Genomic DNA, 24643 nt, shown 5'->3' on the forward strand with positions numbered 1-24643 from the left:
ATTTTTTAATCAACAACAATGAAGTACTTTCCAATCAATGGGTTACACCGCTTCTCAGATAGTTTTCCACAACCCGTCCACAAGACTGTCCCGGATGAATGTGGAAAGGGGGAGACTTGGCCGGATTTTTCCCTTTTCGGAGGCGGACAGCTCTCTGGCGGCCCCATCTGGCGCGCTCTGCACATTATTTAAGCATTCCCTCTACCCCTCTTTTAAATCAATGAGTTAGGTGTCCTTTCAGGCTTCTGTCCACAACCGGTCCACAGCACTGTCCTGTTTTAATGTGGATAGCCGACGCCTGAGCGTTGGCCGTTTCCCGGCCGGTCGGAGGACGTCTTCGCCATTCGCTGGCTGCCCATTTTTTAAGCGATATACAATTTTTCCTTTCGAATCAGTAGCTTGACCTCTTTGTCAGCCCACTGTCCACAATTCATCCACAGCACTGTCCCTGTTCCATGTGGACATCCCGCCAGTCGACGCCCCGGGCACCACGGCGCGCGATGCGCTTCCGATACAACACGGTGCTGCGTCTTGCCGCGCCCGGTGCTGCGGGTTAGAGTGGCGCCTGATTTTTTCGAACACAGCCAGCACGCGAACGGTCGCGGCGGCTGGCATGAGAGACAGGCTGTCGAATCGGGGTCCCACGTGTTTTCTATCATTCAAGCGGCCGGCTGGCCGATCTGGCCCTTGTTGCTGGCTTCGGTCATCGCTCTCGCGCTGATCGTCGAACGTTTYCTTWSCCTCAAGCGCAGCAAGGTSYTGCCGCCCAAGCTGTACGACGAAGCCCTGTCGGTGGCACAGCAACGCCGTGCCACGCCGGAGGTGGTCAATACGCTGGAACAGAATTCCCCGCTGGGCCGCGTGCTGGCCGCCGGCCTGCGCCATGTGGTGCTGCAGCCGCATACCTCCCGCGATGCCGCCAAGGAAGTGGTGGAAGAGGCTGGCCGCGCGGTGGCGCACGAACTGGAGCGCTACCTGAACGCCCTCGGCACCATCGCCTCGGTGGCGCCGCTGATGGGCCTGCTGGGCACCGTGATCGGCATGATCGAGATCTTCGGCAGCCAGGGCGGATCTGGCGCCAGCCCCGAGCAACTGGCCCACGGCATCTCGGTGGCACTCTATAACACCGCATTCGGCCTGATCATCGCGATCCCGGCATTGATCTTCTGGCGCTACTTCCGCCGCCGCGTGGACGATTACGTGGCGGAACTGGAGTTCCGCGCCACCGCCTTCCTGGACGCCATCCTGCCGCAGCGCCGCGCCTGACCCGCCATGCAATTCCGATCCCGCCAGCGGCGCGAAGAACCGGAGATCAACCTCATCCCGTTGATCGACGTCCTGCTCGTGATCCTGATCTTCCTGATGATCACGACCACATACTCGCGCTATACCGAGTTGCAGATCCAGTTGCCGACCGCCGACGCCGAAAAGGCGCAACAGCGCCCCGGCGAGATCGTGGTGTCCGTGTCGGCCAAGGGTGTCTATTCGATCAACAAGCAGGTCATGGACCAGCAGGACGTGACCAGCCTGGCCCAGCGCCTGCGCGAGGTTGCCGGCCCGGCCGACGGCCAGCCGCCGGTGCTGATCGTCAATGCCGATGCGCAGGCCACGCACCAGTCCGTGATCAATGTCATGGAAGCCGCCCGCCTGGCCGGACTGCCCCGCCTGACCTTCGCCACGCAAAGCTCGCAGGCGCGCTGAACCGGCCCGACACCCAATATCCGATTCCCGCAAGCCGCGGCTTGCGGGGGGCGCAGCAAGGTGCCCATAATGGCTAGGTAGCATGCCGGTGCTGCCCGCCCGGGGCGCCGGTTCGCAGCGCGCTCGCTTCCCGCCCTTCACAACGCAACACTACCGCCCAGCCCAGCCAACCACGCCCATGTCCGCTCCCCGCCACGCCCTTGCCGACTTCGTGACCGCCCAATGGCAGCGCCGCGGCTGGTTCGCCTGGCTGATGCTGCCGCTGTCGTGGCTGTTCGGCCTGATCAGTGCCTGGCGGCGGCTGGCATATCGGCGCGGCTGGTACCGCTCGACGCGGCTGCCGATGCCGGTGATCGTTGTGGGCAATGTGACGGTGGGCGGTACCGGAAAGACGCCGGCGGTCATCGCGCTGGCTCATGCGCTGGCCGAGGCCGGCCTGCGCCCGGGCGTGGTTTCGCGTGGCTACGGCGTCACGCTCAAGCACCCGCGCCGGGTCAAGCCAACCTCGCAGGCCAAGGACGTGGGCGATGAGCCGCTGCTGATCGCTCGCGCCACCGACGTGCCGGTCTGGGTCTTCCCCGACCGCGCGCTGTGCGCGCAGACCATGCTGGTGTCGCATCCCGGCATCAACGTGCTGCTGCTCGACGATGGCCTGCAGCACTACAAGCTGCAACGCGATTTCGAGATCGTGATGTTCGATACGCGCATGGGCGGCAACGGCCTGCTGCTGCCGGCGGGCCCGCTGCGCGAATCGCTCTCGCGCCGGCGCGACGCCACCCTGATCAATGACCCCGACTTCCGCGCCAGCCCGGACAAACCGGATGTCTATGGCATGCGCCTGGTGCTCGACGACGCCTGGCAATTGGCCGACCCGTCCATGGCCAGGCCCTTGTCCGAGTTTGCCGGGCAGCGTGTGCTGGCCGCCGCCGGCATCGGCAACCCCGAACGCTTCTTCGCCAGCCTGCGGGCCGCCGGCCTGGCGCCCGACACCATGCCGCTGCCGGACCACTACGACTTCGCCGAAGACCCCTTCGCCGGCGATCCCGTCGCGCGCGCAGCCGACGCCATCCTGATCACCGAGAAGGATGCCGTAAAATGCGAGCGCCTCAGTGACCCGCTCGACCCGCGGATCTGGGTCGTCCCCACCACGCCCGTGATCGACGCGGGCCTGATCGACAAAATTCGCCGCGCCGTCGCCGCGCACGCCCAGGCCGCGCCCGCCGCGCAGGGTGCCGCGATCGCCGCCGGCCACACCAAGGAAACGCAAGATGGACAACCGGCTGCTTGAAATCCTGGTCTGCCCGCTGTGCAAGAGCAAGCTGGAACACGACCGCGCCGCCCAGGAACTGATCTGCCAGGTCGATAAACTGGCCTATCCGATCCGCGATGGCATTCCCATCATGCTCGCCGATGAAGCACGCCAGACCGTGCCCGGCAGGCTGGTCTCGCCGGAATAAGCGGGTCGCATCATGTCGCTGCCAGCTTTCACTGTCGTCATCCCCGCCCGCCTGGCCTCGACCCGGCTGCCCAACAAGCCGCTGGCCGATATCGGCGGCAAACCCATGATCGTGCGCGTGGCCGAGCGGGCTCATGCCTCTTCTGCGCAGCGCACGGTAGTCGCCACCGATGCGCCCGAAGTGGCGTCGGCCTGCGCGGCGCACGGCATCGAGGCTGTGCTTACGCGCGCCGACCATCCCTCGGGCACCGACCGCCTGGCCGAAGTGGCCACGCTGCTGGGCCTGGCGGATGACGCCATCGTGGTCAATGTCCAGGGTGACGAACCCTTGATCGAACCGGGCCTGATCGACGAGGTGGCGCTGCACCTGGCGCACCACGCCGATTGCGCCATCGCCACCGCCGCCCATCCGATCGGCGATATCGCCGACGTCTTCAATCCCAACGTGGTGAAGGTGGTGTGCGATGCCGGCGGCCGCGCGCTGTATTTCTCCCGCGCGCCGATCCCCTGGGCCCGCGATGCCTGGGCCGGCGTGCCCGCCGCGGCGGCTGCGACCGCGCAGGTGGCATTGCCCGCCATGCCGGTGCTGCGCCACATCGGCCTTTATGCCTACCGCGCGGGATTCCTGCGGCGCTTCCCAACGCTGGCGCTGTCGCCGGTGGAGCAGACGGAAGCGCTGGAGCAGTTGCGCGCGATGTGGCATGGCGAGCGGATCGGCGTGCTGGAGACGGCGGCCGCGCCTGCGCCGGGCGTCGATACGCAAGCCGACCTGGAACGCGTGCGCGCGCTGTGGGCGCAGGCCATGGCGCAAGAAGGACCTTGAGTGCACTTGGGGTGGCCGCCGGGCACCATGGCCATCCCGCAAGCCACAACATAAGTCATGACAGATGTCACCGCAGCGGCAAGCCGATTTCGCGCCGCCTCATGGCATAATGCTCGGCGATACAGAGCCGTCGGGCGCCCGGGCGCCCGGCCAAGGCTCGGTGGGGAGATGAAGAGTGAGCCCGTTCGGTACCCGCCCGCCGCCAGAGGCAGCGGCTAAAGCGTGCCGACCGTCAACAGACCAGACTCCGATCCGGGGCGCGCCGACCTGATGGCGCGGTAAGCCTCGCGTCAAGTTTCGGCGTTACCCTCCTTCCATTCCCCCTGCCATACCAGATTCAAAACTCTGAGGACCCGTAATGCGTTTGATCCTGTTGGGCGCACCTGGCGCCGGCAAAGGCACGCAAGCCCAGTTCATCTGCGAAAAGTTCGGCATCCCCCAAATCTCCACCGGCGACATGCTGCGCGCCGCGGTGAAGGCCGGCACGCCGCTAGGCGTGGAAGCCAAGAAGGTGATGGATGCGGGTGGACTGGTGTCGGACGACATCATCATCGGCCTGGTCAAGGACCGCCTGCAGGCGGCCGATTGCAAGGACGGCTATCTGTTCGACGGCTTCCCGCGCACCATTCCGCAGGCCGAAGCCATGAAGGAAGCGGGCGTGGCGATCGACTACGTGCTGGAAATCGACGTGCCGTTCGACGCCATCATCGAGCGCATGAGCGGGCGCCGCGCCCACGTGGCGTCGGGCCGTACTTATCACGTCAAGTACAACCCTCCCAAGACCGAAGGCCTGGACGATGTCACCGGCGAACCGCTGATCCAGCGCGACGACGACAAGGAAGAGACCGTCAAGAAGCGCCTCGATGTCTACTCCCAGCAGACCCGTCCGCTGGTGGACTACTACTCCAGGTGGGCCGCCGATGGCGATGCGTCGGCCAAGGTTTCGCCGCCACAGTACCGCAAGATCGCGGGCGTTGGCAGCGTGGAAGACATCACCGCGCGCGTGTTCGACGCACTGAAGTAATCTGCGCGCCGCAAGCGCTGCATGAAACAAAGAAAGCGACCTACGGGTCGCTTTCTTTGTTTCTGGGCAATGAGGGCCGGCCTTTGAGCGCGGATTGACGTTTACGTAAACGTTATGTCACCATCCCGTATCCGCAGCACCAGAAAATCAAAGAACCACACACTCAAGTTCAAGCGAGGAAGACAAGCATGGAAATCCGCGACAACGTATTTATCGTCACTGGTGGCGCCTCAGGGCTCGGCGAGGGCAGCGCCCGCATGCTGGCGGCCGCCGGCGGCAAGGTGGTGATCGCCGACCTAAACGAGGCCGCCGGCACCGCGCTGGCGGCCGAACTGGGCGGACGCTTCGTGCGCTGCGACGTCAGCAGCGAGGCCGACGGGCAAGCCGTCGTGGACGCCGCAACCGCGCTGGGCCGCCTGGCCGGCCTGGTCAATTGCGCCGGCATCGCCACCGCCAACAAGACTGTCGGCAAGAACGGCCCGCATCCGCTGGACGCCTTCGACAAGACCATCCGCGTCAACCTGATCGGCACCTTCAACATGATCCGGCTCGCTGCCGCGGCCATGGTGCGCAACACGCCCGACGCCGAAGGCGAGCGCGGSGTGATCATCAACACCGCYTCGGTGGCGGCSTTCGACGGCCAGATCGGCCAGGCCGCCTACGCCGCCTCCAAGGGCGGCGTGGTCGCCATGACCCTGGCCATTGCCCGCGATCTGTCGCGCGACGGCGTGCGCTGCATGACGATCGCACCGGGCATCTTCGAAACGCCGATGCTGCTGGGCATGCCGCAAGAGGTGCAGGACGCCCTTGGCAAAATGGTGCCGTTCCCGTCGCGTCTCGGCCGCCCGGCAGAGTACGCGAAGATGGTCGCCGCCATCATCGGCAACACCATGCTCAACGGCGAGGTGATCCGGCTCGACGGTGCCATCCGCATGCAGCCGAAGTAAGGCGCGTCAGCTTTCTTCCGCCAGCGCCCGCGCCGGCATCAGCATCACCAGCGTCAACCCCGGCGCGGCTGCCGGCACCAGCGTGAGCTGCTCGAAGTGCAGCAGCCCGCGCCGCGGATGGCGAAAGCCGCGGCGGCCGCCCTGGCGTTCCTCCACGTCCTGCGACAGCCAGTCCGTGCGGAACACCTGGCTCTCGGCAATCAATCCTTCCACCAGCGCCCGCGTCGGCGGGTCTTCGGCATGGCGGATGCTGTGCGCGCGGAATTCCGCCACCAGCCGCGCCGCCCGGTGCGGCCAGTCGTCCACCAGTGCCTGCAAGCCCGGTGACAGGAACATGCTGCGCAGCAGGTTGCGCTCGGCGCTGGCGGGATCGAGCCAGCCGACGAACAGGTCGGCCGCGGCGGCATTCCACGCCAGCGCGTTCCACTGCCGGTCCAGCAGATAGGCCGGTCCGGCGATGGCTTCCACGCTGGCCAGGACCGTGGCCGGGACGTGTTCGTCCTGCGCCTGCATCGGATCGCGCCGTCCGGCCAGCTCGAACAGATAGGCCCGCTCCGCGCGCGTCAGCCGCAGGGCGCTGGCCAGGCTGGCGAGCGCGCGCGCCGACAGCGCCACGGGCCTGCCCTGCTCCAGCCACGTGACCCAAGTAGCGCTGAGGCCCGACAGCTGCGCCAGTTCCTCGCGCCGCAAACCCGGCGTGCGGCGCCGGCGGCCCGGTGCCAGCCCGACTTGTTCCGGGGCCACGCGCTCGCGGTGCGCGCGCAGGAAGCTGCCCAGCACGGCCTCGCGCGTGAGTTCGCGTGCGCTGGCGGCATCGGGTGCGGCGGCGGACTGGCCGGACGATTCGGCTGTTGTGTCGTGATCGATCATGAGCGTGAGCGGACTGGGCGGAACGGGCAGGTAGCACCCCGCCAGGATGGAAACTGGTGCGTTTTATACCAGGATAAAAGCCTGACTTGTACCGGGAGAACAGCCTGCTACAGTACGTCGAACCCGTTAAGCGGGCAAGCACCGAATCCCTGCAAATCCCTTCACTAGAATTCACCAGCGGCCATCGCCGCCAGGAGAGCCTCATGCAACAACAAGAACTCGTTGCCGCCCAGTTCGGCGCCACCGCCAGCGCCTACCTCACCAGCGCGGTCCACGCCCAGGGCGCCGACCTGCAACAGCTTGCGCAGGAGCTGGCAAGCCTGCCGGCGGCGCGGGTGCTGGATCTGGGTTGCGGGGCCGGCCATGCGAGCTTCACGGCGGCGGGTGTTGCAGCCGAAGTGACGGCTTACGATCTGTCAGCCGAAATGCTGGCGGTGGTGGAAGGGGCAGCCCGCGACAAGGGCCTGGCCAATATCCGCACCCGCCAGGGCACGGCGGAATCGCTGCCCTTCGGCGATGCCAGCTTCGATGCGGTGATCTCGCGCATGAGCGCCCACCACTGGCGCAACGTGCCGGCAGCGCTGGCGGAGATGCATCGCGTGCTGAAGCCGGGCGGCAAGATCGTGCTGATCGACATTGCCGGCTCGGAAGACCCGCTGCTCGACACCTGGCTGCAATCGGTGGAACTGCTGCGCGATCCTTCCCATATCCGCGACTACACCGGGCCCGCCTGGCAAGCCATGCTGGAGGCCGCAGGCTTCAGCGCCAGCGTGTCCCCGGTCTGGCGCATCGAGCTTGAGTTCGCCACCTGGGTGCAGCGCATGCGCACGCCGTCCGTGGCGGTGGCCGCGATCCAGCATCTGTGGCAACTGGCGCCGGCGGAAGTACGTGACCACTACCTGGTCAAGCAGGATGGCAGCTTTGCGCTGGAAGCGGTGATGCTGACGGCCTCGCGCAGCTAAGCCTGCCGGCCGCCGATGGCTACGGCATGGCTGGCTCGGCCGGCAGCGGCAGGCTCCGCACCATCTGCCAGACGGCCGCCGCCGATGGCGACAGGGAGCGGTCTTCCCGGCACACCATGACGATGCGGCGTTCCTCGCGCGGCGTCAGCGGCCGCCAGACCAGCGGCGACGCGGCGGGCAGCGGGAGCGAGAACGAGGGCAGCACCGAGGCGCCGATGCCGGCCTCGACCATGCCGAACACGCTGGCCGAATGCCCCAGTTCCTGCACCACGTTGGGCGATATGCCGTGACTGGCGAAGATCCGGTCGATCAGGGGCCGGCTGCCCGAGGCGAAATCGAGCAGCACCAGCGGCATGCCATCGAGCGCCGACCACGGCACGGAATCGGCGTCCGCCAACGGGTGATCGCGCCGGCACACAAAGCAGAACGGATCGGTGGCCAGCGGCGCGATGGTCAGCCCTTCGGGCGCCTGCGGATCGATCAACACGCCGAAATCCACCGCCCCCGCCCGGATCTGCTCCAGGCCGTCGGCCTGCACGTTATCGCGAATGCTGAGGCGGATATCCGGATACTGGCGCGCGCAGGCCGATACATAGAGCGGCATCAGGCGGGCCGAAATCGTGGGCGCACTGGCAATCACGACGCGACCGCGATAGCGCTCGCCAAGTTGCCGCGTTTCTTCCAGCGTGTCGTCCAGCTGGCCAAGCAGGCGTTCGATCGCGGGCGCCAGCGCCTGCCCCGCATCGGTCACCACCACCTCCCGCGTGGTGCGGTCGAGCAACCGTACCCCAAGTGCTTCCTCAAGCTCCGCCACGCCGCGGCTGACCGCGGGCTGGGTCAGGCCGACGGCATCCGCGGCACGGCTGAAACTGCCATGCCCGACCACGGCAAGAAAGACGCGCAACTGGCGCAGGGTGTAATTCATGCGTCTATGAGATGAATGGATACGATAAATGAATTTGCATTCTAGGCTTCGCTAGCGTCCAATACTAGGCGAAACCCTAATCCAACCTTGCAGTCATGTCCGCCATCCTCTCACCCTTCAAGAAAATCTACGACCTGATCGACGGATTCGTATTGATCATGCTCACCGCCATCGGCATCGCGCTGCTGGCACCGGAACTCGGCACCGGCGACGGCCCGCTGCACCTTGGCATGGTGWCCAACCTGGGCGTGGCCCTGGTCTTCTTCCTGCACGGCGCCGCCCTCTCGCGCGACAAGCTGGTGGCGGGCGCGCGCCACTGGCGCCTGCATGCCTTCGTGCAGAGCTTCACCTATATCGTCTTCCCGGTGGTCGGGCTGGCGCTGATGTTCGGCCTGCGCAACGCACTGCCCGCCGAACTGCTGCTGGGCGTGTTCTACCTGTGCGCGCTGCCGTCGACTGTTTCCTCCTCGGTGGCGATGACCTCGATGGCGCGCGGCAACGTGCCTGGTGCAATCTTCAATGCCACCATCTCCGGCCTGATCGGCATGGCCGTCACGCCACTGCTGATGGGCCTGGTGATCAGCGCCAGCGGTGCCTCGATGCCGCTGGGCAAGGCGCTGACCGGCGTGGCGCTGCAACTGCTGCTGCCGTTCGCGCTGGGCCAGCTGGCCCGCCCGCTGATCGGCAGCTGGCTTGCCAAGAAGAAGCAGATCACCAGCAAGATCGACCGCGGCGTGATCGTGCTGATCGTCTATTCCTCGTTCTGCGACGCCACGGCCGCCGGCCTGTGGCACAAATACAGCTGGGAAACCATCGGTGCCGTGATGGCGCTCGCCGCCGTGCTGCTGGTGGTGATCCTGGCCACCACCACCTTCACCGCACGCCGCCTCGGATTCTCGGTGGAAGACGAGATCACCGCGGTGTTCTGCGGCTCCAAGAAGAGCCTGGCCAACGGCATCCCGATGGCCAAGATCCTGTTCGCCGGCCACCCGGCGCTGGGCCTGCTGGTGCTGCCGCTGATGGTCTATCACCAGTTGCAGCTGATCGTATGCTCGGTGATCGCCTCGCGCTACGCCAGCCGCGACGCGCTGCCCGAAGGCGCTGCCGCCCGCGCCTGAGTTTCACCGCGTAGCATGGCAAACGGCCGGCATGATTGCCGGCCGTTTTGTTTCTTGCCCCGCCCTTTACCCATTACACCGACGGATTCTTCGACAGCGGCGGATTGCGCGCGAAATAATTGCGGATGCCGCGCAGGATGGCATTGGCCAGTTGCTCCTGATGACTCTCGTCGTTGAGCTTGCGCTCTTCCTCCGGATTGCTGATGAACGCCGTCTCGACCAGGATCGAGGGAATATCCGGCGCCTTCAGCACGGCAAAGCCCGCCTGCTCCACGCTGCCCTTGTGCAGCCGGTTGATGCCGCCGATCTCCGCCAGCACGGCCTTGCCCACCTGCAGGCTGTCGTTGATCTGCGCGGTGGTGGACAGGTCCAGCAGCACGCGCGCCACCTGGGCATCCTTGTTGCCCATGTTGGCGCCGCCGATCAGGTCGGAGGCGTTTTCCTTGTTGGCCATCCAGCGCGCGGCGCTGCTCGATGCGCCGCGCTCGGACAGCGCGAACACCGAGGCGCCCTTGGCTTCCGGCGACAGGAACGCATCGGCATGGATCGACACGAACAGGTCGGCCTGCACCCGGCGCGCCTTCTGCACGCGCACATTGAGCGGCACGAAGAAGTCCGCGTCGCGCGTCATCATGGCGCGCATATTGGGCTGCGCATCGATCTTGGCGCGCAGGCGGTGCGCGATCTGCAGCACCACGTCTTTCTCGCGCGAGCCGGACGCGCCGGTGGCGCCGGGATCCTCGCCGCCATGGCCGGGATCGATCGCCACCGTCAGCAGGCGGCGCATCTTGAAGGGGCGGTCCGCCGGCGGGTTGTTGGCCGGCAGGGACGGAGGCGGATTGTTCTGCGCCAGCGGCGGGATGGATGGCGCAACCGACGGTGCCGGCGGCTTGGGCCGGGTGGCGGCCATCGGCGGCAAGGCGGGCACCGGGTTGCCGCCCTTGTCGTCGAACTTGCGCACCAGCGCGCCGATAACGTCCTCCTCGCTAGTGGCGGGCGCGCCGGACACGCCGTCCGCGCCGGCCGGCGGCTGCGTGGCGGCAAAGCGGCGCTGCTTGTCCTCGGTATCGCGCACCAGCTTCCACAGGGGGTCGGGCGGGTTGACCGGATACAGGTCGAACACGAGGCGGTTGCGGTAGCTGCCGATCGGCGCCAGCGTAAACACCTGCGGCGAGACGTCTTCCTTCAGGTCGAATACCAGCCGCACCACGCGCGGGCGGTTCTGTCCCACGCGCACGGTCTGGATATAGGGGTCGTTGGAGGTGATCTTGGCCACCAGCTCGCGCAGGGTCGGCGACAAATCCAGGCCATCGATGTCCACCACCAGGCGGTCGGGGCCGTGGACCATCTGGTGGACGGCGGCCAGCGGCGCATCGGATTCGATGGTGACGCGGGTGTATTCCTCGGCGGGCCAGACCCGCACCGCGACAATGCCGGCGCCAAAGGCGATCTGTGGTCCGGCCAGTGTCAGCACCACGGTGCCGGCACTCGCCTTGAGGCACTGCGCCAGCCATTTACGGCGGGCCAGCTGGATATCGTCGGGGCGGTCGGTGGCGATTCGCTTGATCAGCATGCGCAAAGCAGGGTAAGTCCAGTCTGAGTATAGGCACTAAGCGTAACGATACGGCGTTCGGCCGCGTCGTCGGCGTCGCTTGTGTCCGATTGGAGCAACAGGTGCAGGTCCGGTTCCCCAAGCAGGCGGCCGGCCTTCTCCGGCCATTCCACCAGGTTAACGGCCGGTTCGGCAAAACAATCGCGAAAACCGGCATCGGCCCATTCCTCCGGATCGGCGAAACGGTACAGGTCGAAGTGATAGGCGGTCAGCGGCGAGCCATCCGCGCGCGTGACCGAGTAGGGCTCGCACAGCGTGTAGGTAGGGCTGCGCACCTTGCCGRCATGGCCGAGCGCGCGCAGGATGGCGCGCGACAGCGTGGTCTTGCCGGCGCCGAGGTCGCCCGAGAGCTGCAGGTGCACGGTCTGCGGCGGCAGCTTGCGCACGGCATCGGCCAGCGCCGCGCCCAGCCGGGCGGTGGCCGCTTCGTCGGGCAGGTTGAGTGTGCGTTGTTGGAGCAGGGGCATTGCGTACAATTCGGGAATGATCGACCGAGCAACCCTGGCGCCAGCCGCCTCGCCCCCTCCTGCCAGCGACTCCGACCCTAGGGGCGAGCCTGGCACCGGGCCGTCCCTTGCACGTCCGGGCACGGACGCCGCGGGGCTGGCGGACCTGGCGCGCTCGATCCGGACCTGGGGCGCGGAGCTTGGCTTCGACGCGGTCAGCATCGCCGAAGTGGATCTCAGCCGGGCTGAGGCAGGATTGATGGCGTGGCTGGCGCAGGGCTACCACGGCGACATGGATTATATGGCGAACCACGGCCTGCGGCGCGCCCGGCCCGCCGAACTGGTGCCCGGCACGGTACGTGCCATCGTGGCGCGCATGCCTTATCTGCCGGCCGCGGGCCCCGACGACTGGCGCGCACACGAACTCGCCCGGCTCGATGACCCCGCCACCGCCGTGATCTCGCTCTATGCGCGGGGCCGCGACTATCACAAGGTGCTGCGCAACCGCCTGCAGCAGCTCGCCAGCCGCATCGAGGCCGCCATCGGACCGTTCGGCTATCGCGTGTTCACCGATTCGGCGCCGGTCATGGAGGTGGCGCTGGCCGCCCAGGGCGGGCTGGGCTGGCGCGGCAAGCACACGCTGCTGCTCGACCGCGAAGGCGGCTCGATGTTCTTCCTCGGCGAGATCCTGGTCGATGTGCCCTTCCCGGCCGACGCGCCGGAGCCTGGCCACTGCGGCAATTGCCGCCGCTGCATCGATATCTGCCCGACCCAGGCCATCCTGGAGCCTTACCGGATCGACGCGCGCCGCTGCATCTCCTACCTGACCATCGAGCACAAGGGCGCCATCCCCGAGACGCTGCGCGCGCCGATGGGCAACCGCGTGTATGGCTGCGACGACTGCCAGCTGGCCTGCCCCTGGAACAAGTTCGCCCACCGCGCCACGCTGCCCGACTTTGACGTGCGCAATGGCTTCGACGCGCCCGACATGGCCGAGCTGTTCGGCTGGACCGAGGCGGAATTCAACCAGCGGCTGGAAGGCAGCCCGATCCGCCGCATCGGCCACGAACGCTGGCTGCGCAACCTGGCGGTGGGGCTGGGCAACAGCCTGCGCGCGGCAAGTGCCAGCGGCGACGCGGCGCTGGCCGCCCGCATACGCGCCGCGCTGGCGGCGCGCCAGCCCGAGGCCAGCCCGCTGGTGCGCGAGCATATCGACTGGGCGCTGGCGCAGGATCGCGCCGCCGAGGCCCGCGCTAGCTGACCAGGGACAGCCAGAACGGCGTGGTCACGATGGCCAGCACGGTCATGACGGAAATCGTCGCCGCCACCATCGGCCCGTTGCCGCCCATGCGCACGGCCAGGATATAAGCGCTCGACGCGGTCGGCAGCGAGGCGAATAGCACCACGATCTGCGACTGCAACCCGGTCAGCGGCAACATCCGCCCCACCGCCCATGCAAAGCAAGGCATRGCCAGCAGCTTGACTCCGCTCCACCACGCCACCGGCCCCATCGCGCCCGTGGCGCCGCTCATTTGCAGGCCGGCCCCTACCGTCATCAGCCCCAGCGCGGTCGATGCGGAGCCGAGCCGGTTCAGCGTCATTGCCACCACGTCCGGCGGGTGCAGGCCGATCAGGTTGGTCAGCAGGCCGCCAGCGGTGGCCAGGATCAGCGGGTTGCGCGCCAGTTCGCGCCACAGCCGGGTTTCGCCATGGCGGGCCAGCGCCCAGACCGCGGCCACATTGCACAGCGGCACCGTGCAGCCCACGATCACCGCCATCATGGCCAGCCCCTCGCTGCCGCCCAGGCGCGCGGCTAACGCCAGCCCGATATACGAATTGAAGCGGAATGCGGTCTGCAGCCCGGAGGCGAAATCCAGCGGTTCGGGGCGCAGCACCCATTTGACGGCATAGCCGCCCACCATGCCGAATGCCGTGGTCAGCAGCGCCAGGCCGAGCATGGCGGAGGTGGAGGAGAAATCGAACTTGGCGCTGTTGGTGGACTGCAGCAGCAGCGCGGGGAACAGCACGAAGTACACCAGGCGCTCCACGCCCGACCAGAAGGCCCGATCGAACGCGGTGTAGCGCACCAGCAGCCAGCCTATCAGGATCAGGCTGAAATCAGGCACCAGCAGGAGAGCAGAAGACATCGTCTCGTTTTATTTATTGTGATGGCCGCCGCGTCACGCCAAGTGCAGACTAGGGCAGATACCAATTGGTATTGTTTCAGAAATCGACGAATATGGCACGTTCCGTCGTACCGTCCAGCTTCCATGTTTTCCCGTCGTACCCCGTCCGCGCGTGCATCGCTGCGCCGCCGCGCCAGCCAGCTGGCGCTCACCCTCTGCGTGGGCTCGGCCCTGGCCATGCCGCCGGGGCACGCGCGCGCCAACGTTGTCGAGGGGATGCGCATCGACGATGCGATCCGGGTCGGCGGCAAGGAACTGCAGCTCAATGGCACCGGGCTGCGCTCGGCGTTCATTCTCAAGGGCTATGTGGCCGCGCTTTACCTGCCGGAAAAGGCGCGCAACGCCACCGTGGTGCTGGGCGGCCACGGTCCCAAGCGCCTGCAGATCCGGCCGCTGCGCGAAGTCGCACCCGATACCTTTATCAAGGCGCTGAACGACGGGCTTCGCGAAAACCACAGCGAGATCCAGCTGCAGCGGCTATCCGACCGCATGCTCCAGCTCAGGCAGACCATGGAGCAGATGGGCACGGCCCGCAAGGGCGACGTGATCAATTTCGACTTCTCGCCCGATGGCGGCACCATGGTCGCCATCAACGGCACGCCGCGCGGCAAGCCGATCCCGGGCGAGGATTTCTACCAGGCGGTGCTGCGCGTTTTCCTTGGCGACCATCCGGTCGACCGGGAACTCAAGCGCGGACTCCTGGGCGGTTGACCGCCAAAGGCGGCCCTAAGCCCGCCCGCCAGAACTCACGCCGCCGGCCTCGCCGCTCCGCCACCGCGGATGCCTGGCCGGCGTTCTTTACCTAGGGCGGGATATCCCCGCCCGGTCTTTTGACGGGAGACACGATCTCATGCAATCCAGCAAAATCGCACTGGCCCTGGGCCTGGCAGCCGCCGCCACCCTGGCGCAGGCACAAAGCTTCCCGAGCAAGCCGATCCGGCTGATTATCCCGTTCGCGCCCGGCGGCACCACGGATATCGTGGGCCGTGGCGCGGCCGACCAGATGAGCCGCATCCTGGGCCAGCCCGTGGTGGTGGAAAACCGCGCCGGCGGCGGCGGCTCGATCGGCGCCGACGCCATCGCCAAGGCCGCGCCCGACGGCTACACCATCGGCATCTCCACTGTGTCCACCATGGCGGTCAACCCGGCTTGCAATCCCAAGCTGTCGTATGACCCGATCAAGGACTTCAAGCCCATCACCAACCTGGCCAACGTAGCCAACGTGATCGCGGTCAACCCGAATTTCCCGGCCAAGGACTACAAGGAGTTCCTGGCTGCGCTGAAGGCCAATCCGGGCAAGTATTCGTACGCCACATCCGGCACCTGCGCCTTCGGCCACATGCTGGGCGAGCAGTTCAAGGTCTCGACCAAGACCTTCATGGTCCATATCCCCTACCGCGGCGCGGGCCCGGCACTGAACGACGTGCTGGCCGGCCAGGTACCCATCATGGTCGACAACCTGCCCTCCTCGATGCCCTACATCAAGGCCGGCAAGCTGCGCCCGATCGTGGTGGCATGGAACAAGCGGATCGACGCGCTGCCGAACGTGCCGACCTTCGGCGAACTGGGCCTGAAGGAGCCGAACGACCCGGCCTGGTACGGGCTGGTGGCCCCGGCCGGCACGCCTGACGACGTCATCAAGAAGCTCAATGAAGCCGCCGTCAAGGCACTGCAGGACAAGGACTTCCAGCAGCGCCTGCGCGCCGCCGGCGCCGAACCCTCGGGCAACACCCCGGCGGAGCACGCGGCCGAGATCAAGAAGGAATTCGAAAAGATGAAACACCTGGTCAAGGTGCAGAACATCAAGCTGGAGCAGTGATACCGCGCCTGCCTGCATGAACGCCAGGCTTCAGCGCATCGTTGGCCCCCGATACGGGGGCCTTTTTATTTGGCGGGCATTTGCGCCCCGGTGCCGCTTATTCGAGCGTGACGTTGGCGGACTTGATCACCCCCGCCCACATCTTGCGGTCCTGCGCCAGGAAGCTGGCGAAGTGCTCAGGCGTATCGCCCACCGGTTCGGAGCCGAACTCCGCCAGTTTCTTCTTCACCTCCGGCCGCGCCAGCGCTTTCACCAGTTCCCTGTTGAAGCGCTCCACAACCGGCTTTGGCAGGTCCCTGGGGCCGAAAATGCCCTGCCAGGTGGGCATGTCGAAGCCCTTGAGGCCGCTTTCCGCCAGCGTCGGCACGCCGGGCAGCAACGCGGAGCGCGTGCTGCCGGTGACGGCCAGCGCCTTGACCTTGCCAGCCTGGACCAGGCTGGCTGCCGTGGTGATATTGTCCACGGTCATGGCGATATGCCCGCCCATCAGGTCGGTGATGACCGGGGTGGCGCCCTTGTACGGCGCATGGACCATGTCGATCCCGAGCCGGTGCAGCATGGTCTCGGCGATCAGGTGATTGGAGGTGCCGACGCCCGACGTGCCGAAGGTGGCCGACGGGGTCCGCTTCACGTAGGCGACGAAGTCGGCCATGTTCCGCACCGGCAAGGTGGGGGCGACGATCACCACATTGGGTTGCGTGGCGAGCATCACGATGGGCGTGAAATCCTCCACCTTGTAGGGCGTTCCCTTGGGATTGAGCAGATGGCTCACGGCCATCGCGCCGGCGGCACCCATGCCGATGGTGTAGCCATCCGCCGGGGACTTCGCAACCTTGTCGGCGGCGATATTGCCACCGGCGCCGGGCACGTTCTCCACCACCACGGGAACCCCCAGGCTGTCCGACAGCGGCGCCTGCACCAGCCGCGCCAGCAGGTCCGCCGAGCCGCCCGGCGCAAAACCGACCAGCAGCCGTACCGGCCTTGCTGGCTTCCACTCCTGCGCCTGCGCAACCGATACCGTCGATACCGCGGCCATGCCTACGCCCACCATCAGCAAGCCGCGTAGCAGCGGCCGCATGCGTTTCACCAGCTTTTCCATCTTGAGTCGCGCTCCAGCTATGTCATGGGCAATGGGTAACAGGTCTGCCGGGTTGCCCGCACCCCGGTTAGTCGGCTTATGCCCGCGCGGCATCAGTGCGATCGAGCACCTGCGCCAGCACGGTGGCCACCATGCGGTTCGACAGCAATACCGGTGCCTGCGCATGCCGCGCCACCTCAAGGCGCATCGCCTCGGTGAAGCCCATGCAATGCATGACGATCAGGTCGCAGCCGCGCAGGGCTTCGCCGGCCTGCGCGAAGCGTCCGCTCATGGCATCGAGATAGGGCGAGGCGTGGGTCACGCGCAGCTCGCAAGGCACCGGCTGGATCAGGTGAAAGTCCTTCACCTGCGCTTCCAGCGGCAGCACGATGCCAAGACGCTTGCAACCTGATGCAAGCGCCACGGTGAGGTGATCCACCACCTGCTGCGGTTCCACCACCAGCGTGTTCAGCGGCGGCAGCGCCGTGCCGGTGCATAGCGGCACCAGCACATCGAAGCGGCCGTCGTCCAGCGATTGCAGCAGCCGCGCGAGGCGCGCTTGCGCAACGGGCTTGCCGACCACCGCCTGGCTGCCGTCGCGCATGCGGGTGGCAAAGCGATACTCGCCGGCGCCCGGCGCCATTGCCGCGATGCCGGCGGCGTCCAGCGCGTCGAGAATGCCGAACTCCTCCGCCGCCACCGGCATGCGAAGGTCGGCCATCATCTGCGGCACCACATCCACACGCGGCGACTGCCCGATGGTGACGAATCCCACGCGCGGTTCACGGCGGGCCGGCATCATGCTTCACGCCCCACCGTTTGCAGATGCGCCAGCGAGCCGTAGCGGCGCAGCAATTCGGCCCACTCGGCTTCATCGTAGAAGGCGCAGTTGCCAGGGCCGAACAGTTTGGCCACTTCAATGCAGAAGCGCGTGGCCACGTCGAGGTCGAAGGCGTTGGTCACGCCGGTGGCGCAGCCCGGCACCGTGGTCTGCGCGGTCAGCGCCACGCCGATCACGGGCGCGGTGGTGACGATGCCCGGCTGCATGATGGAGTTGACGTGCCAGAGGCCGTTTTCATATGGCGTGATGTCCTGCGTGGTCAGCGGCAGCACGGCCGGCAGTTCGCCGCTGACCCAGCCCATCACGTCCAGCATGCGCTCGGGCAGGCGCAGCAGCCAGCCCTCCTTGGCCACCGGCGTGAGCGCCACGCCGCGGCGGTTGACGAAGCGGTTGCCCCGCGTGGTGTCCACCGACAGGATGGCGGCCATCCCGGCATGCACCTCATGCGACATCATCCTGCGCATTGCGAAAGGCGATTTCATCATCGGCACCGGATGGTGCGGCCGCGTGGCCGCGTGCGGGCAGATATGGGTGTGAATCCGCACCGGCCCAGCCAGCACGTCGCCGGTGGCAGCCATGTCGGCCAGCTTGAGCGCGGCGGCAATCGCAACGATGGCGCCATCCGCATCCGAAACCAGCCCGGTCACGGCCGGGCGCGCACCCACGCCCCCGAGCCGCCCGACCAGGCCAAGCGCGGGCAGGCCCGGGTCCCGGCCCGGCAGCGTGCAGGCGAGGAAATCCGTGTACAGCCCGCCCTCTTCCACGCGCGTGACAGTGACATCGGCCACGCCGCGCGCACGCAGCAGCGCGGCGACCGTCTGGCCGTCGACCGTTGCCGCCGAGAGCAACTCGATCGACTCAATAACCTGCTTCATCGACATCCTGCCTGACCTCCCGCGACTCGCGCGCTCATTTCCAATTGGCCCTGCCCTGCTTACTCTGGAAGCACCAGTGCGCCCGGCGCAACGTCCCAGGTGGACGGCCCCTTGAACCAGCGCGCCTGGTGCGGCCCGCCCATGTCGAACCGCTCGCCGGAAACGCGCAACCAGTTGCCCTCCGGCAAACCCAGTATGGGCATATGCGGCGCCAGCGTGGTGAACTCCGCCAGGCGCTGATCGCGCGTTTCCCCGCGGAAACCAGGCACGGTGAGATTGAAGTAGTGCGGATTGATCTGGAACGGCACCAGCCCGAGCGCGTCGAAGCCGCCCGGATAGACCACCGGCATGTCGTTGGTGGTGCAAATGCTCGGGCAAGCCAGATTGGATCCCGCGCTCCAGCCCAGATAGCGGGCGTGCCCGGCGGCAACGCGCGCGGAGATCGCGGCGAGCAGTCCGCGCTCGCGCAGGCATTGCAGCAGGCGGAAGGTATTGCCACCGCCGACCACGATCAGCTCGGCCGTGTCGATGGCGGCAATGGCGGCCCCTGCATCGGCCGCGCGATGCAGCGAGTGCGTGGCCAGGCCCAGCGGCGACAGTGCATCGCGCACCAGGGCTTCATAGTCGTCCCATTCGCGCGTCACGCCCGCGAAAGGAATGAAGCATGCCTGCCGGCGTCCGCCAGCCAGTTCGGCGATCGCGTCGTGTGCATGGACGAGGTAGCCCTCGTCGCTGCTTGAATTGCTCAGTAACAGTAATTCCATGGGAGTGTGGGGATCTTCTGCGTTATTCATCCGCGGGTGCCGGCGGGTCGCGCCACAGCGGGTCGCCAATGCGCTGGCCGAGGGCAGCTACCGCCTCCACCAGCGCGTCGCGCAATGCCTGCGCCTGCGCCTGGCCGACCTGCATGGCGGTAAAGGACAAGCACAGGCCGCGCAGGTCGCCCGACGCCGGATCGGCAATCGTGGTGGCAACCGCGCCGATGCCCGGCATGCCTTCGTTGATGGCTATCGCGCTGCGCTCCGCGCGCGCGGCCGCCACGCGCTCACGCAATTCCCCCACCGTCGCGGGGCAACCGGCCGGGGCATCCGGCAGCTTCTTGCCGGCCAACTTGCCGTAGCGCTCGCTGAACGCCTCGCCGGACAGGCGCGACAGCAGCACGCGCCCCATCGCCGTGGTGAAGGCGGACCGGCGCGTACCGGGCGGGGACAGCACCTGGACGGGATTGCTGCCGTTCAGGCGCTGCAGCACCACGGTGTCGGTGCCGTCGAGCATGGAAAGGTAGGCGGTRAAACCGGTGGATTCCGAGAGCGCCGCCAGCAGGTCACGGCATTGCTCGTCGAAGGGATGTGCCTGGGTGGCCGCTTGCGCCGCGCGGATCAGCAGTACGCCAGGGCGATAGCGCCGCGTGGCTGGATGCATCTCCAGCAGGCGGTATTTCACCATTTGGGCGAGCAGGCGCGACGCGGAACTCTTGGCCAGGCCGAGTTCGTCGGTGATGTCGTTAAAGACAATCTCGTGCCGGCCCTGTTCGAACAGGCCCAGCACGCTTTCGACGCCTTCAAGAATGCTCATGCGGGATCTTTCCCTTCGGGCCGCACCCGTCACCCGGCGGTGCGGCCGGCTAGAATTTCTGGTTCCGTTTTTTGGAACCTTGGTTCCGTTAAATGGTTGTTCGGAAAAATTCTAGCTGTATTGAAGGAAAGATTCAACAGATGCTGCGCCGTATGGCGCCGTTCCGGCCCCGTCAGGCCGGAACGGCCATCTTGCCCAGCAGCGCCTCGACCTCCGCAACCGTGGGCGAATACGCCCCCGCCCGCGTAGCCGCCACCGCCGCGCTAGCCGCCGCCCATCGCGCCTGCCGCGCCGGTGTCGCCCCGGGATCCAGCAGCAATCCCGCCATCCACCCTCCCATGGCGGCATCGCCGCAGCCCACGGTGTCGACCACATCGACGGCAAACACCGGCTGTTCGCAAACCGCATCTCCATGCAGCAGCGTCATGCCATCGGCGCCGCGCGTCAGCAGCACGCTCGCGCGCGGGGCCAGCGCCCTGAGCGCGGCCAGCGCGGCGTGTTCATCCAGTGCCGGATACAGGCCGCGCAGGTCCTCGTCCGAGACCTTGATGTAGTCCGCCAGGCCGGCGAGATGCGCAAAGACCGCCTGGTACGCCGGCGCGCGCATGGGCATGCGGAAATTGGGGTCGAAGGCGATGCGCTTGCCCGCCGCCGCTGCTTGCGTGGCTTCTTCGCAAAGGCGCGCGGCCAGCGGCTGGCGCGCCAGGCTCAGCGAGCCGAAATGCACCGTGCGCGCGGCCTGGCGCCAGCCCTGCGGCAAACGCGCGGGATCGAAGTAGAGATCGGCGCTGTCGTCGCCCACGAAGAAGTACTGCGGCGGGTGCTGCGCGCCGACAAAAGCCAGCAGCGGCGAGCGTTCGACGCGCTGCAGGAAACGCAGGTCAAGGCCGGCGTCCTCGCTGGCCAGGGCGAGCTGGTCGCCCAGCGCGTCGCAACTGATCGCGCCGGCGAACGCGGTGGGAATGCCCAGCCGCGCGCCCACGCGGGCTACGTTCCAGCATGAGCCGCCGGGCAGGCCGAGCCAGTCCTGACCGCCCTGGTGGACCATATCGGTCAACGCCTCGCCGAAGACGACGTACGCAGGCCATGGTGTCGTTGTCATTGCATCCTCTACTGTGTTGGATAGCGGCCGCGCGCCGCGCCTCAGCCTTGCCACGCCGACGCCGCGGCCAGCGCGCGCCGGATCAGGCCGGCGGTGGAAGCATCGTGGGGCCGCACCGGTCCGCCGTCGAGCTCGCAGGCGATCGGCCCAGCCAGTTGCTTGCCGAGTTCCACGCCCCACTGGTCGAACGAATTGATGTTCCAAAGCACGCCCTGCACGAAGGTGCGGTGCTCCGAGAGCGCAATCAGCGCACCCAGGTGCCAGGGATCGAGCCGCTGCAGCAGCAAGGTATTGCTGGGCCGGTTGCCCTCGAACACCATGTGCGGCACCAGCGCCTCGTCCCGCACGCCCAGCGCCCTGACCTCCTCGGCGGTGCGGCCGCGCAGCAGCGCCTCGCCCTGCGCGAAGCAGTTGGCGAGCAGCTTGCCATGGTGGCCGGGCATCGCGTACGCCGGTTCGAGCGCGGCGATGAAATCCACCGGCATCCAGTGCGAACCCTGGTGCACCATCTGGAAGTAGGCATGCTGGCCGTTGGTGCCGGTGGTGCCCCACACCACGGGCGCAGTGCCTTGCGCGGCGGCGGCGCCGTCGAGCTGCACGGACTTGCCGTTGCTCTCCATCTCAAGCTGCTGCAGGAAGGCCGGCAGCAATTCGAGCGGCTCGCAGTACGGCGCCACGCAGCGGCTGCCGGTGCCCAGGAAGCTGCGATACCAGACATCGAGCAGGCCGAGGATCATCGGCATGTTGCGCGGCGCGCCGGCCTCGGCAAAATGCCGGTCCATGGCGCGGGCGCCGTCAAGCAACTGGCGGAAGCGATCGAAGCCGACCACCAGCGCAATCGACAGGCCCACCGCCGACCACAGCGAGAAGCGCCCGCCCACCCAGTCCCAGAACGGGAACATGTTGACGGGATCGATGCCGAACGCCACCACGGCCTCCCGGTTGGTGGAAACCGCGACGAAATGGCTTGCCAGCTGCGCCTGCGGCACGCCGTGGCGCAGGAACCAGGCGCGCGCGGTCTGCGCGTTGGCCATGGTCTCGAGCGTGGTGAAGGTCTTGGAGCAAACCACCACCAGCGTGCTGGCGGCATCCAGCCGCGCGAGCACCGCGGCGAGATCGCTGCCGTCCACGTTGGCGACGAAATGCATGCGCGGCCCTTCGCTATCCAGGTGCGCGAGCGCGCGGCAGACCATGCGCGGACCCAGGTCCGAGCCACCGATGCCGATATTGACCACATCGGCAATCACGCGGCCATTCCAGCCGCGCCATGTGCCGCCGCGCACCGCGCCGGCGAAGCGTTCCATCTGCGCCAGCACCGCGGCCACGTCGCCGGCCACCGGCACGCCCTGCGCATGGAAACCATCCTCCGGCCACGCGCGCAGCGCCATGTGCAGCGCGGCGCGGCGCTCGGTGGTATTGACCGCTTCGCCGCGGTACATCGCATCGCGCCGCGTGGTTACGCCCGCCTCGCTGGCGAGTTCGAACAACAGCGCCATCGTGGTGTCGGTGACGCGGTTCTTGGCATAGTCCAGCGTCAGGCCGGCCGCCTCGGCCACGAAGCGGGCACCGCGGGCTTCGCCCTGCTCGCCGTCGAACCAGTCGCGCAGGTGGGCATCGCGGATGACTTGGGCATGCGCCTGCAGCCGTTGCCAGGTGGGCAGGTGGTGGGACATATTGGACATCGGTTCAACTCCTGTACTCGCCGCCGCCCTGGCCATGGCAAGGGCGGCGGTATCCCTCAAGCTGACTTCACAGCTCTTCATGCCAGACCGCGCCATCGCGCGAAGGCAGCGCGCTCGACGCGGCCGGCCCCCAGGTGCCCGCGGTGTAGAGCTTGGGCGCGAGATTGCTCTGCGCCCATGCCTGCTGGATGGGCGCGACCCAGCGCCAGGCCTGTGCCTGTTCGTCACGCCGCACGAAGAGCCCGAGACGGCCCCGGATCACGTCAAGCAGCAGGCGCTCGTAAGCCCCGGTCTTGCGCTCATGGCGACCGCCCTGCCCGCGCGGCAACATGCGTTGCAGATCCAGCGTGGCGGGCTGCAGCGCCTGGGTGTCGCCAGGATGCTTGACCAGGAAATGCAGGCGGATGCTTTCCTCCGGCTGCAGCGTGATCACCAGCCGGTTGCCGGGCTCGTGGTCGAGCGGGCGCGGGAACAGGGAATACGGCACGTCGCGGAACTGGATCACGATCTCCGCCACGCGCGACTGCATGCGCTTGCCGGTGCGCAGGTAAAACGGCACGCCGGCCCAGCGCCAGTTGGCGATCTCCGCCTTGATGGCGACGAAGGTTTCGGTCTGGCTGTCGGGCGAGACGGCCGGCTCGTTCACGTAGCCCGGCACCGCATCGCCGCTCGCCGCGCCGCGGCAGTACTGTCCACGTACCACTTTCTCGGCCACCTCGTTCAGCGCGATCGGCTTGAGCGCCTTCAGGATCTTGAGCTTCTCGTCGCGGATGGCGTCCTCGGACAGGCTGGAGGGCGGCTCCATCGCCACCATGCACAGCAGTTGCAGCAGGTGGTTCTGCACCATGTCGCGCAACGCACCGATGCCGTCGTAGAACGCGCCACGCTTTTCCACACCGATTTCCTCGGCGATGGTGATCTGCACATCGCGCACCCATTCGCGCCGCCACAGCGGCTCGAACAGGACATTGCCGAAGCGCATCGCCATCAGGTTCTGCACCGATTCCTTGCCCAGGTAATGATCGATGCGATAGATCTGGTCTTCGGCAAAATGGCGCGCCACCGCGGAGTTGATCGCGTCGGACGAGGCCAGGTCATGACCCAGCGGTTTCTCCAGCACGATACGCACGCCGGCGTGATTAAGCCCCGTGCGGGCCAGATGGTCGCAGATCGGCACGAACAGGTGCGGCCCCGTGGCCAGGTAGAACACCACCACCGGGGCGGCGCGCGCGCGCACCAGTTCGGCCAGGGAATCGAAACCGTCCGGCGCGTTGGCATCCACCTGCAGGTAAAGAATGCGCTCGGCAAACGAGCGCCATGTTTCGTCGGCCGCGGCCGCCGGCAGCGCGGGACGCACCTTGGCCTCCAGCATGGTCAGGTAGGCTTCCTGGCCGAGCGGCTGGCTGCCCAGCGCGAGGATGCGCCCGCGCGGATGCAGCGAGCCCACGCAGTGCGCGTCGAACAGCGCCGGCAGCAGCTTGCGCGTGGCCAGGTCCCCGGTGCCGCCGAACAGCACGAAGTCGAATTCGGGTACTGCGCCTACAGCATTGCTTTGCATCATGTCACCAGTCGGTTGGTTATTCGATTCATCGGTTTGAAGC

25 protein-coding genes are annotated in these 24643 nt (G+C 67.2%); 12 read left to right on the forward strand and 13 right to left on the reverse strand.

The features are described from left to right. The first annotated feature begins 645 nt into the window (after positions 1 to 645). The 7 genes from AC1DN0_RS18990 (at position 646) to AC1DN0_RS19020 (ending at position 5951) form a co-directional block, all read left to right on the forward strand. Positions 646 to 1266, forward strand: coding sequence for a MotA/TolQ/ExbB proton channel family protein (locus tag AC1DN0_RS18990; RefSeq protein WP_477145903.1), 621 nt, complete (start codon positions 646 to 648; stop codon positions 1264 to 1266). A gap of 6 nt (positions 1267 to 1272) precedes the next feature. Continuing rightward, positions 1273 to 1701: an ExbD/TolR family protein gene (locus AC1DN0_RS18995; RefSeq protein WP_035860827.1), complete on the forward strand. Its 429-nt coding sequence runs from the start codon at positions 1273 to 1275 to the stop codon at positions 1699 to 1701. A 178-nt stretch (positions 1702 to 1879) separates the two neighbouring features. Continuing rightward, complete coding sequence (lpxK, locus tag AC1DN0_RS19000; RefSeq protein ID WP_441635089.1) at positions 1880 to 2989, forward strand: tetraacyldisaccharide 4'-kinase; 1110 nt, start codon at positions 1880 to 1882, stop codon at positions 2987 to 2989. Further along, a complete protein-coding gene (locus tag AC1DN0_RS19005) occupies positions 2970 to 3158 on the forward strand; it encodes a Trm112 family protein (RefSeq protein WP_043344047.1) in 189 nt (62 codons plus the stop codon). Before lpxK ends, AC1DN0_RS19005 begins: the two co-directional genes overlap by 20 nt. A 12-nt stretch (positions 3159 to 3170) precedes the next feature. Then, a complete protein-coding gene (kdsB, locus tag AC1DN0_RS19010) occupies positions 3171 to 3980 on the forward strand; it encodes a 3-deoxy-manno-octulosonate cytidylyltransferase (RefSeq protein ID WP_035860822.1) in 810 nt (269 codons plus the stop codon). A 358-nt stretch (positions 3981 to 4338) separates the two neighbouring features. Then, positions 4339 to 5004 carry an adenylate kinase gene (gene adk, locus AC1DN0_RS19015; RefSeq protein ID WP_035860819.1) on the forward strand — a complete coding sequence of 222 codons (666 nt, stop codon included), beginning with the start codon at positions 4339 to 4341 and terminating at the stop codon, positions 5002 to 5004. 188 nt (positions 5005 to 5192) lie between these two features. Next, positions 5193 to 5951 carry a 3-hydroxyacyl-CoA dehydrogenase gene (locus AC1DN0_RS19020; RefSeq protein WP_441635092.1) on the forward strand — a complete coding sequence of 253 codons (759 nt, stop codon included), beginning with the start codon at positions 5193 to 5195 and terminating at the stop codon, positions 5949 to 5951. 6 nt (positions 5952 to 5957) lie between these two features. On the opposite strand, the gene AC1DN0_RS19025 is transcribed toward AC1DN0_RS19020, so the two are convergent. After that, positions 5958 to 6821: an MmyB family transcriptional regulator gene (locus AC1DN0_RS19025; RefSeq protein WP_477103370.1), complete on the reverse strand. Its 864-nt coding sequence runs from the start codon at positions 6819 to 6821 to the stop codon at positions 5958 to 5960. A 203-nt stretch (positions 6822 to 7024) separates the two neighbouring features. Between AC1DN0_RS19025 and AC1DN0_RS19030 the strand changes: the two genes are divergently transcribed. Further along, the gene (locus AC1DN0_RS19030) at positions 7025 to 7783 is read left to right on the forward strand and encodes a class I SAM-dependent methyltransferase (protein WP_441637400.1); all 759 of its coding nucleotides are present in this window, start codon (positions 7025 to 7027) and stop codon (positions 7781 to 7783) included. 19 nt (positions 7784 to 7802) lie between these two features. Here AC1DN0_RS19030 and AC1DN0_RS19035 read toward each other — a convergent pair whose 3' ends face one another. Next, entirely contained in the window at positions 7803 to 8708 is a 906-nt protein-coding gene (locus AC1DN0_RS19035; RefSeq protein WP_035860810.1) for a LysR family transcriptional regulator, read from the reverse strand. A gap of 95 nt (positions 8709 to 8803) precedes the next feature. On the opposite strand from AC1DN0_RS19035, the gene AC1DN0_RS19040 reads away from it, so the two are divergent. Next, positions 8804 to 9826 carry a bile acid:sodium symporter family protein gene (locus tag AC1DN0_RS19040; RefSeq protein ID WP_477145904.1) on the forward strand — a complete coding sequence of 341 codons (1023 nt, stop codon included), beginning with the start codon at positions 8804 to 8806 and terminating at the stop codon, positions 9824 to 9826. Positions 9827 to 9899: 73 nt separating this feature from the next. Here the strand turns inward: AC1DN0_RS19040 and AC1DN0_RS19045 are convergent, their stop codons facing one another. Both AC1DN0_RS19045 and tsaE read right to left on the reverse strand, forming a co-directional pair. Further along, on the reverse strand, positions 9900 to 11399 hold the full coding sequence (locus tag AC1DN0_RS19045) for an N-acetylmuramoyl-L-alanine amidase (RefSeq protein WP_441637403.1): 1500 nt from the start codon (positions 11397 to 11399) through the stop codon (positions 9900 to 9902). Next, positions 11393 to 11905: a tRNA (adenosine(37)-N6)-threonylcarbamoyltransferase complex ATPase subunit type 1 TsaE gene (gene tsaE, locus AC1DN0_RS19050; protein ID WP_477145905.1), complete on the reverse strand. Its 513-nt coding sequence runs from the start codon at positions 11903 to 11905 to the stop codon at positions 11393 to 11395. Before tsaE ends, AC1DN0_RS19045 begins: the two co-directional genes overlap by 7 nt. A gap of 16 nt (positions 11906 to 11921) precedes the next feature. Here tsaE and queG point away from each other — a divergent pair, with 16 nt between their 5' ends. Continuing rightward, a complete protein-coding gene (queG, locus tag AC1DN0_RS19055) occupies positions 11922 to 13145 on the forward strand; it encodes a tRNA epoxyqueuosine(34) reductase QueG (RefSeq protein ID WP_477111687.1) in 1224 nt (407 codons plus the stop codon). Here queG and AC1DN0_RS19060 read toward each other — a convergent pair. Continuing rightward, a complete protein-coding gene (locus AC1DN0_RS19060; RefSeq protein WP_441635249.1) occupies positions 13138 to 14031 on the reverse strand; it encodes an AEC family transporter in 894 nt (297 codons plus the stop codon). The two genes, queG and AC1DN0_RS19060, sit on opposite strands and share 8 nt — an antisense overlap. Positions 14032 to 14154: 123 nt before the next feature. On the opposite strand from AC1DN0_RS19060, the gene AC1DN0_RS19065 reads away from it, so the two are divergent. Together AC1DN0_RS19065 and AC1DN0_RS19070 are read left to right on the forward strand one after the other, a co-directional pair. After that, on the forward strand, positions 14155 to 14781 hold the full coding sequence (locus tag AC1DN0_RS19065; protein ID WP_441635251.1) for a chalcone isomerase family protein: 627 nt from the start codon (positions 14155 to 14157) through the stop codon (positions 14779 to 14781). 139 nt (positions 14782 to 14920) lie between these two features. Next, entirely contained in the window at positions 14921 to 15889 is a 969-nt protein-coding gene (locus tag AC1DN0_RS19070) for a tripartite tricarboxylate transporter substrate binding protein BugE (RefSeq protein WP_477103373.1), read from the forward strand. A 97-nt stretch (positions 15890 to 15986) separates the two neighbouring features. On the opposite strand, the gene AC1DN0_RS19075 is transcribed toward AC1DN0_RS19070, so the two are convergent. From AC1DN0_RS19075 to zwf, 8 genes are all read right to left on the reverse strand, one after another. Then, positions 15987 to 16988 carry a Bug family tripartite tricarboxylate transporter substrate binding protein gene (locus tag AC1DN0_RS19075; RefSeq protein WP_441635255.1) on the reverse strand — a complete coding sequence of 334 codons (1002 nt, stop codon included), beginning with the start codon at positions 16986 to 16988 and terminating at the stop codon, positions 15987 to 15989. A 76-nt stretch (positions 16989 to 17064) separates the two neighbouring features. Further along, entirely contained in the window at positions 17065 to 17766 is a 702-nt protein-coding gene (locus tag AC1DN0_RS19080; RefSeq protein ID WP_441635287.1) for an AroM family protein, read from the reverse strand. After that, on the reverse strand, positions 17766 to 18689 hold the full coding sequence (locus AC1DN0_RS19085) for a DUF1177 domain-containing protein (RefSeq protein WP_441635257.1): 924 nt from the start codon (positions 18687 to 18689) through the stop codon (positions 17766 to 17768). The genes AC1DN0_RS19080 and AC1DN0_RS19085 overlap by 1 nt, the downstream gene beginning before the upstream one ends. A gap of 53 nt (positions 18690 to 18742) precedes the next feature. Then, entirely contained in the window at positions 18743 to 19447 is a 705-nt protein-coding gene (pepE, locus tag AC1DN0_RS19090; RefSeq protein ID WP_477111688.1) for a dipeptidase PepE, read from the reverse strand. Positions 19448 to 19469: 22 nt separating this feature from the next. After that, entirely contained in the window at positions 19470 to 20258 is a 789-nt protein-coding gene (locus tag AC1DN0_RS19095) for an IclR family transcriptional regulator (protein WP_441635261.1), read from the reverse strand. A 172-nt stretch (positions 20259 to 20430) separates the two neighbouring features. Beyond that, a complete protein-coding gene (locus AC1DN0_RS19100) occupies positions 20431 to 21360 on the reverse strand; it encodes a carbohydrate kinase family protein (protein ID WP_441635263.1) in 930 nt (309 codons plus the stop codon). Between the two features lie 41 nt (positions 21361 to 21401). Then, positions 21402 to 23033: a glucose-6-phosphate isomerase gene (gene pgi / locus AC1DN0_RS19105; protein WP_477103384.1), complete on the reverse strand. Its 1632-nt coding sequence runs from the start codon at positions 23031 to 23033 to the stop codon at positions 21402 to 21404. 76 nt (positions 23034 to 23109) lie between these two features. Further along, positions 23110 to 24600: a glucose-6-phosphate dehydrogenase gene (zwf, locus tag AC1DN0_RS19110; protein WP_441635291.1), complete on the reverse strand. Its 1491-nt coding sequence runs from the start codon at positions 24598 to 24600 to the stop codon at positions 23110 to 23112. Positions 24601 to 24643 lie beyond the last annotated feature (43 nt).

It is taken from the genome of Cupriavidus sp. 05N39, from assembly GCF_056397325.1.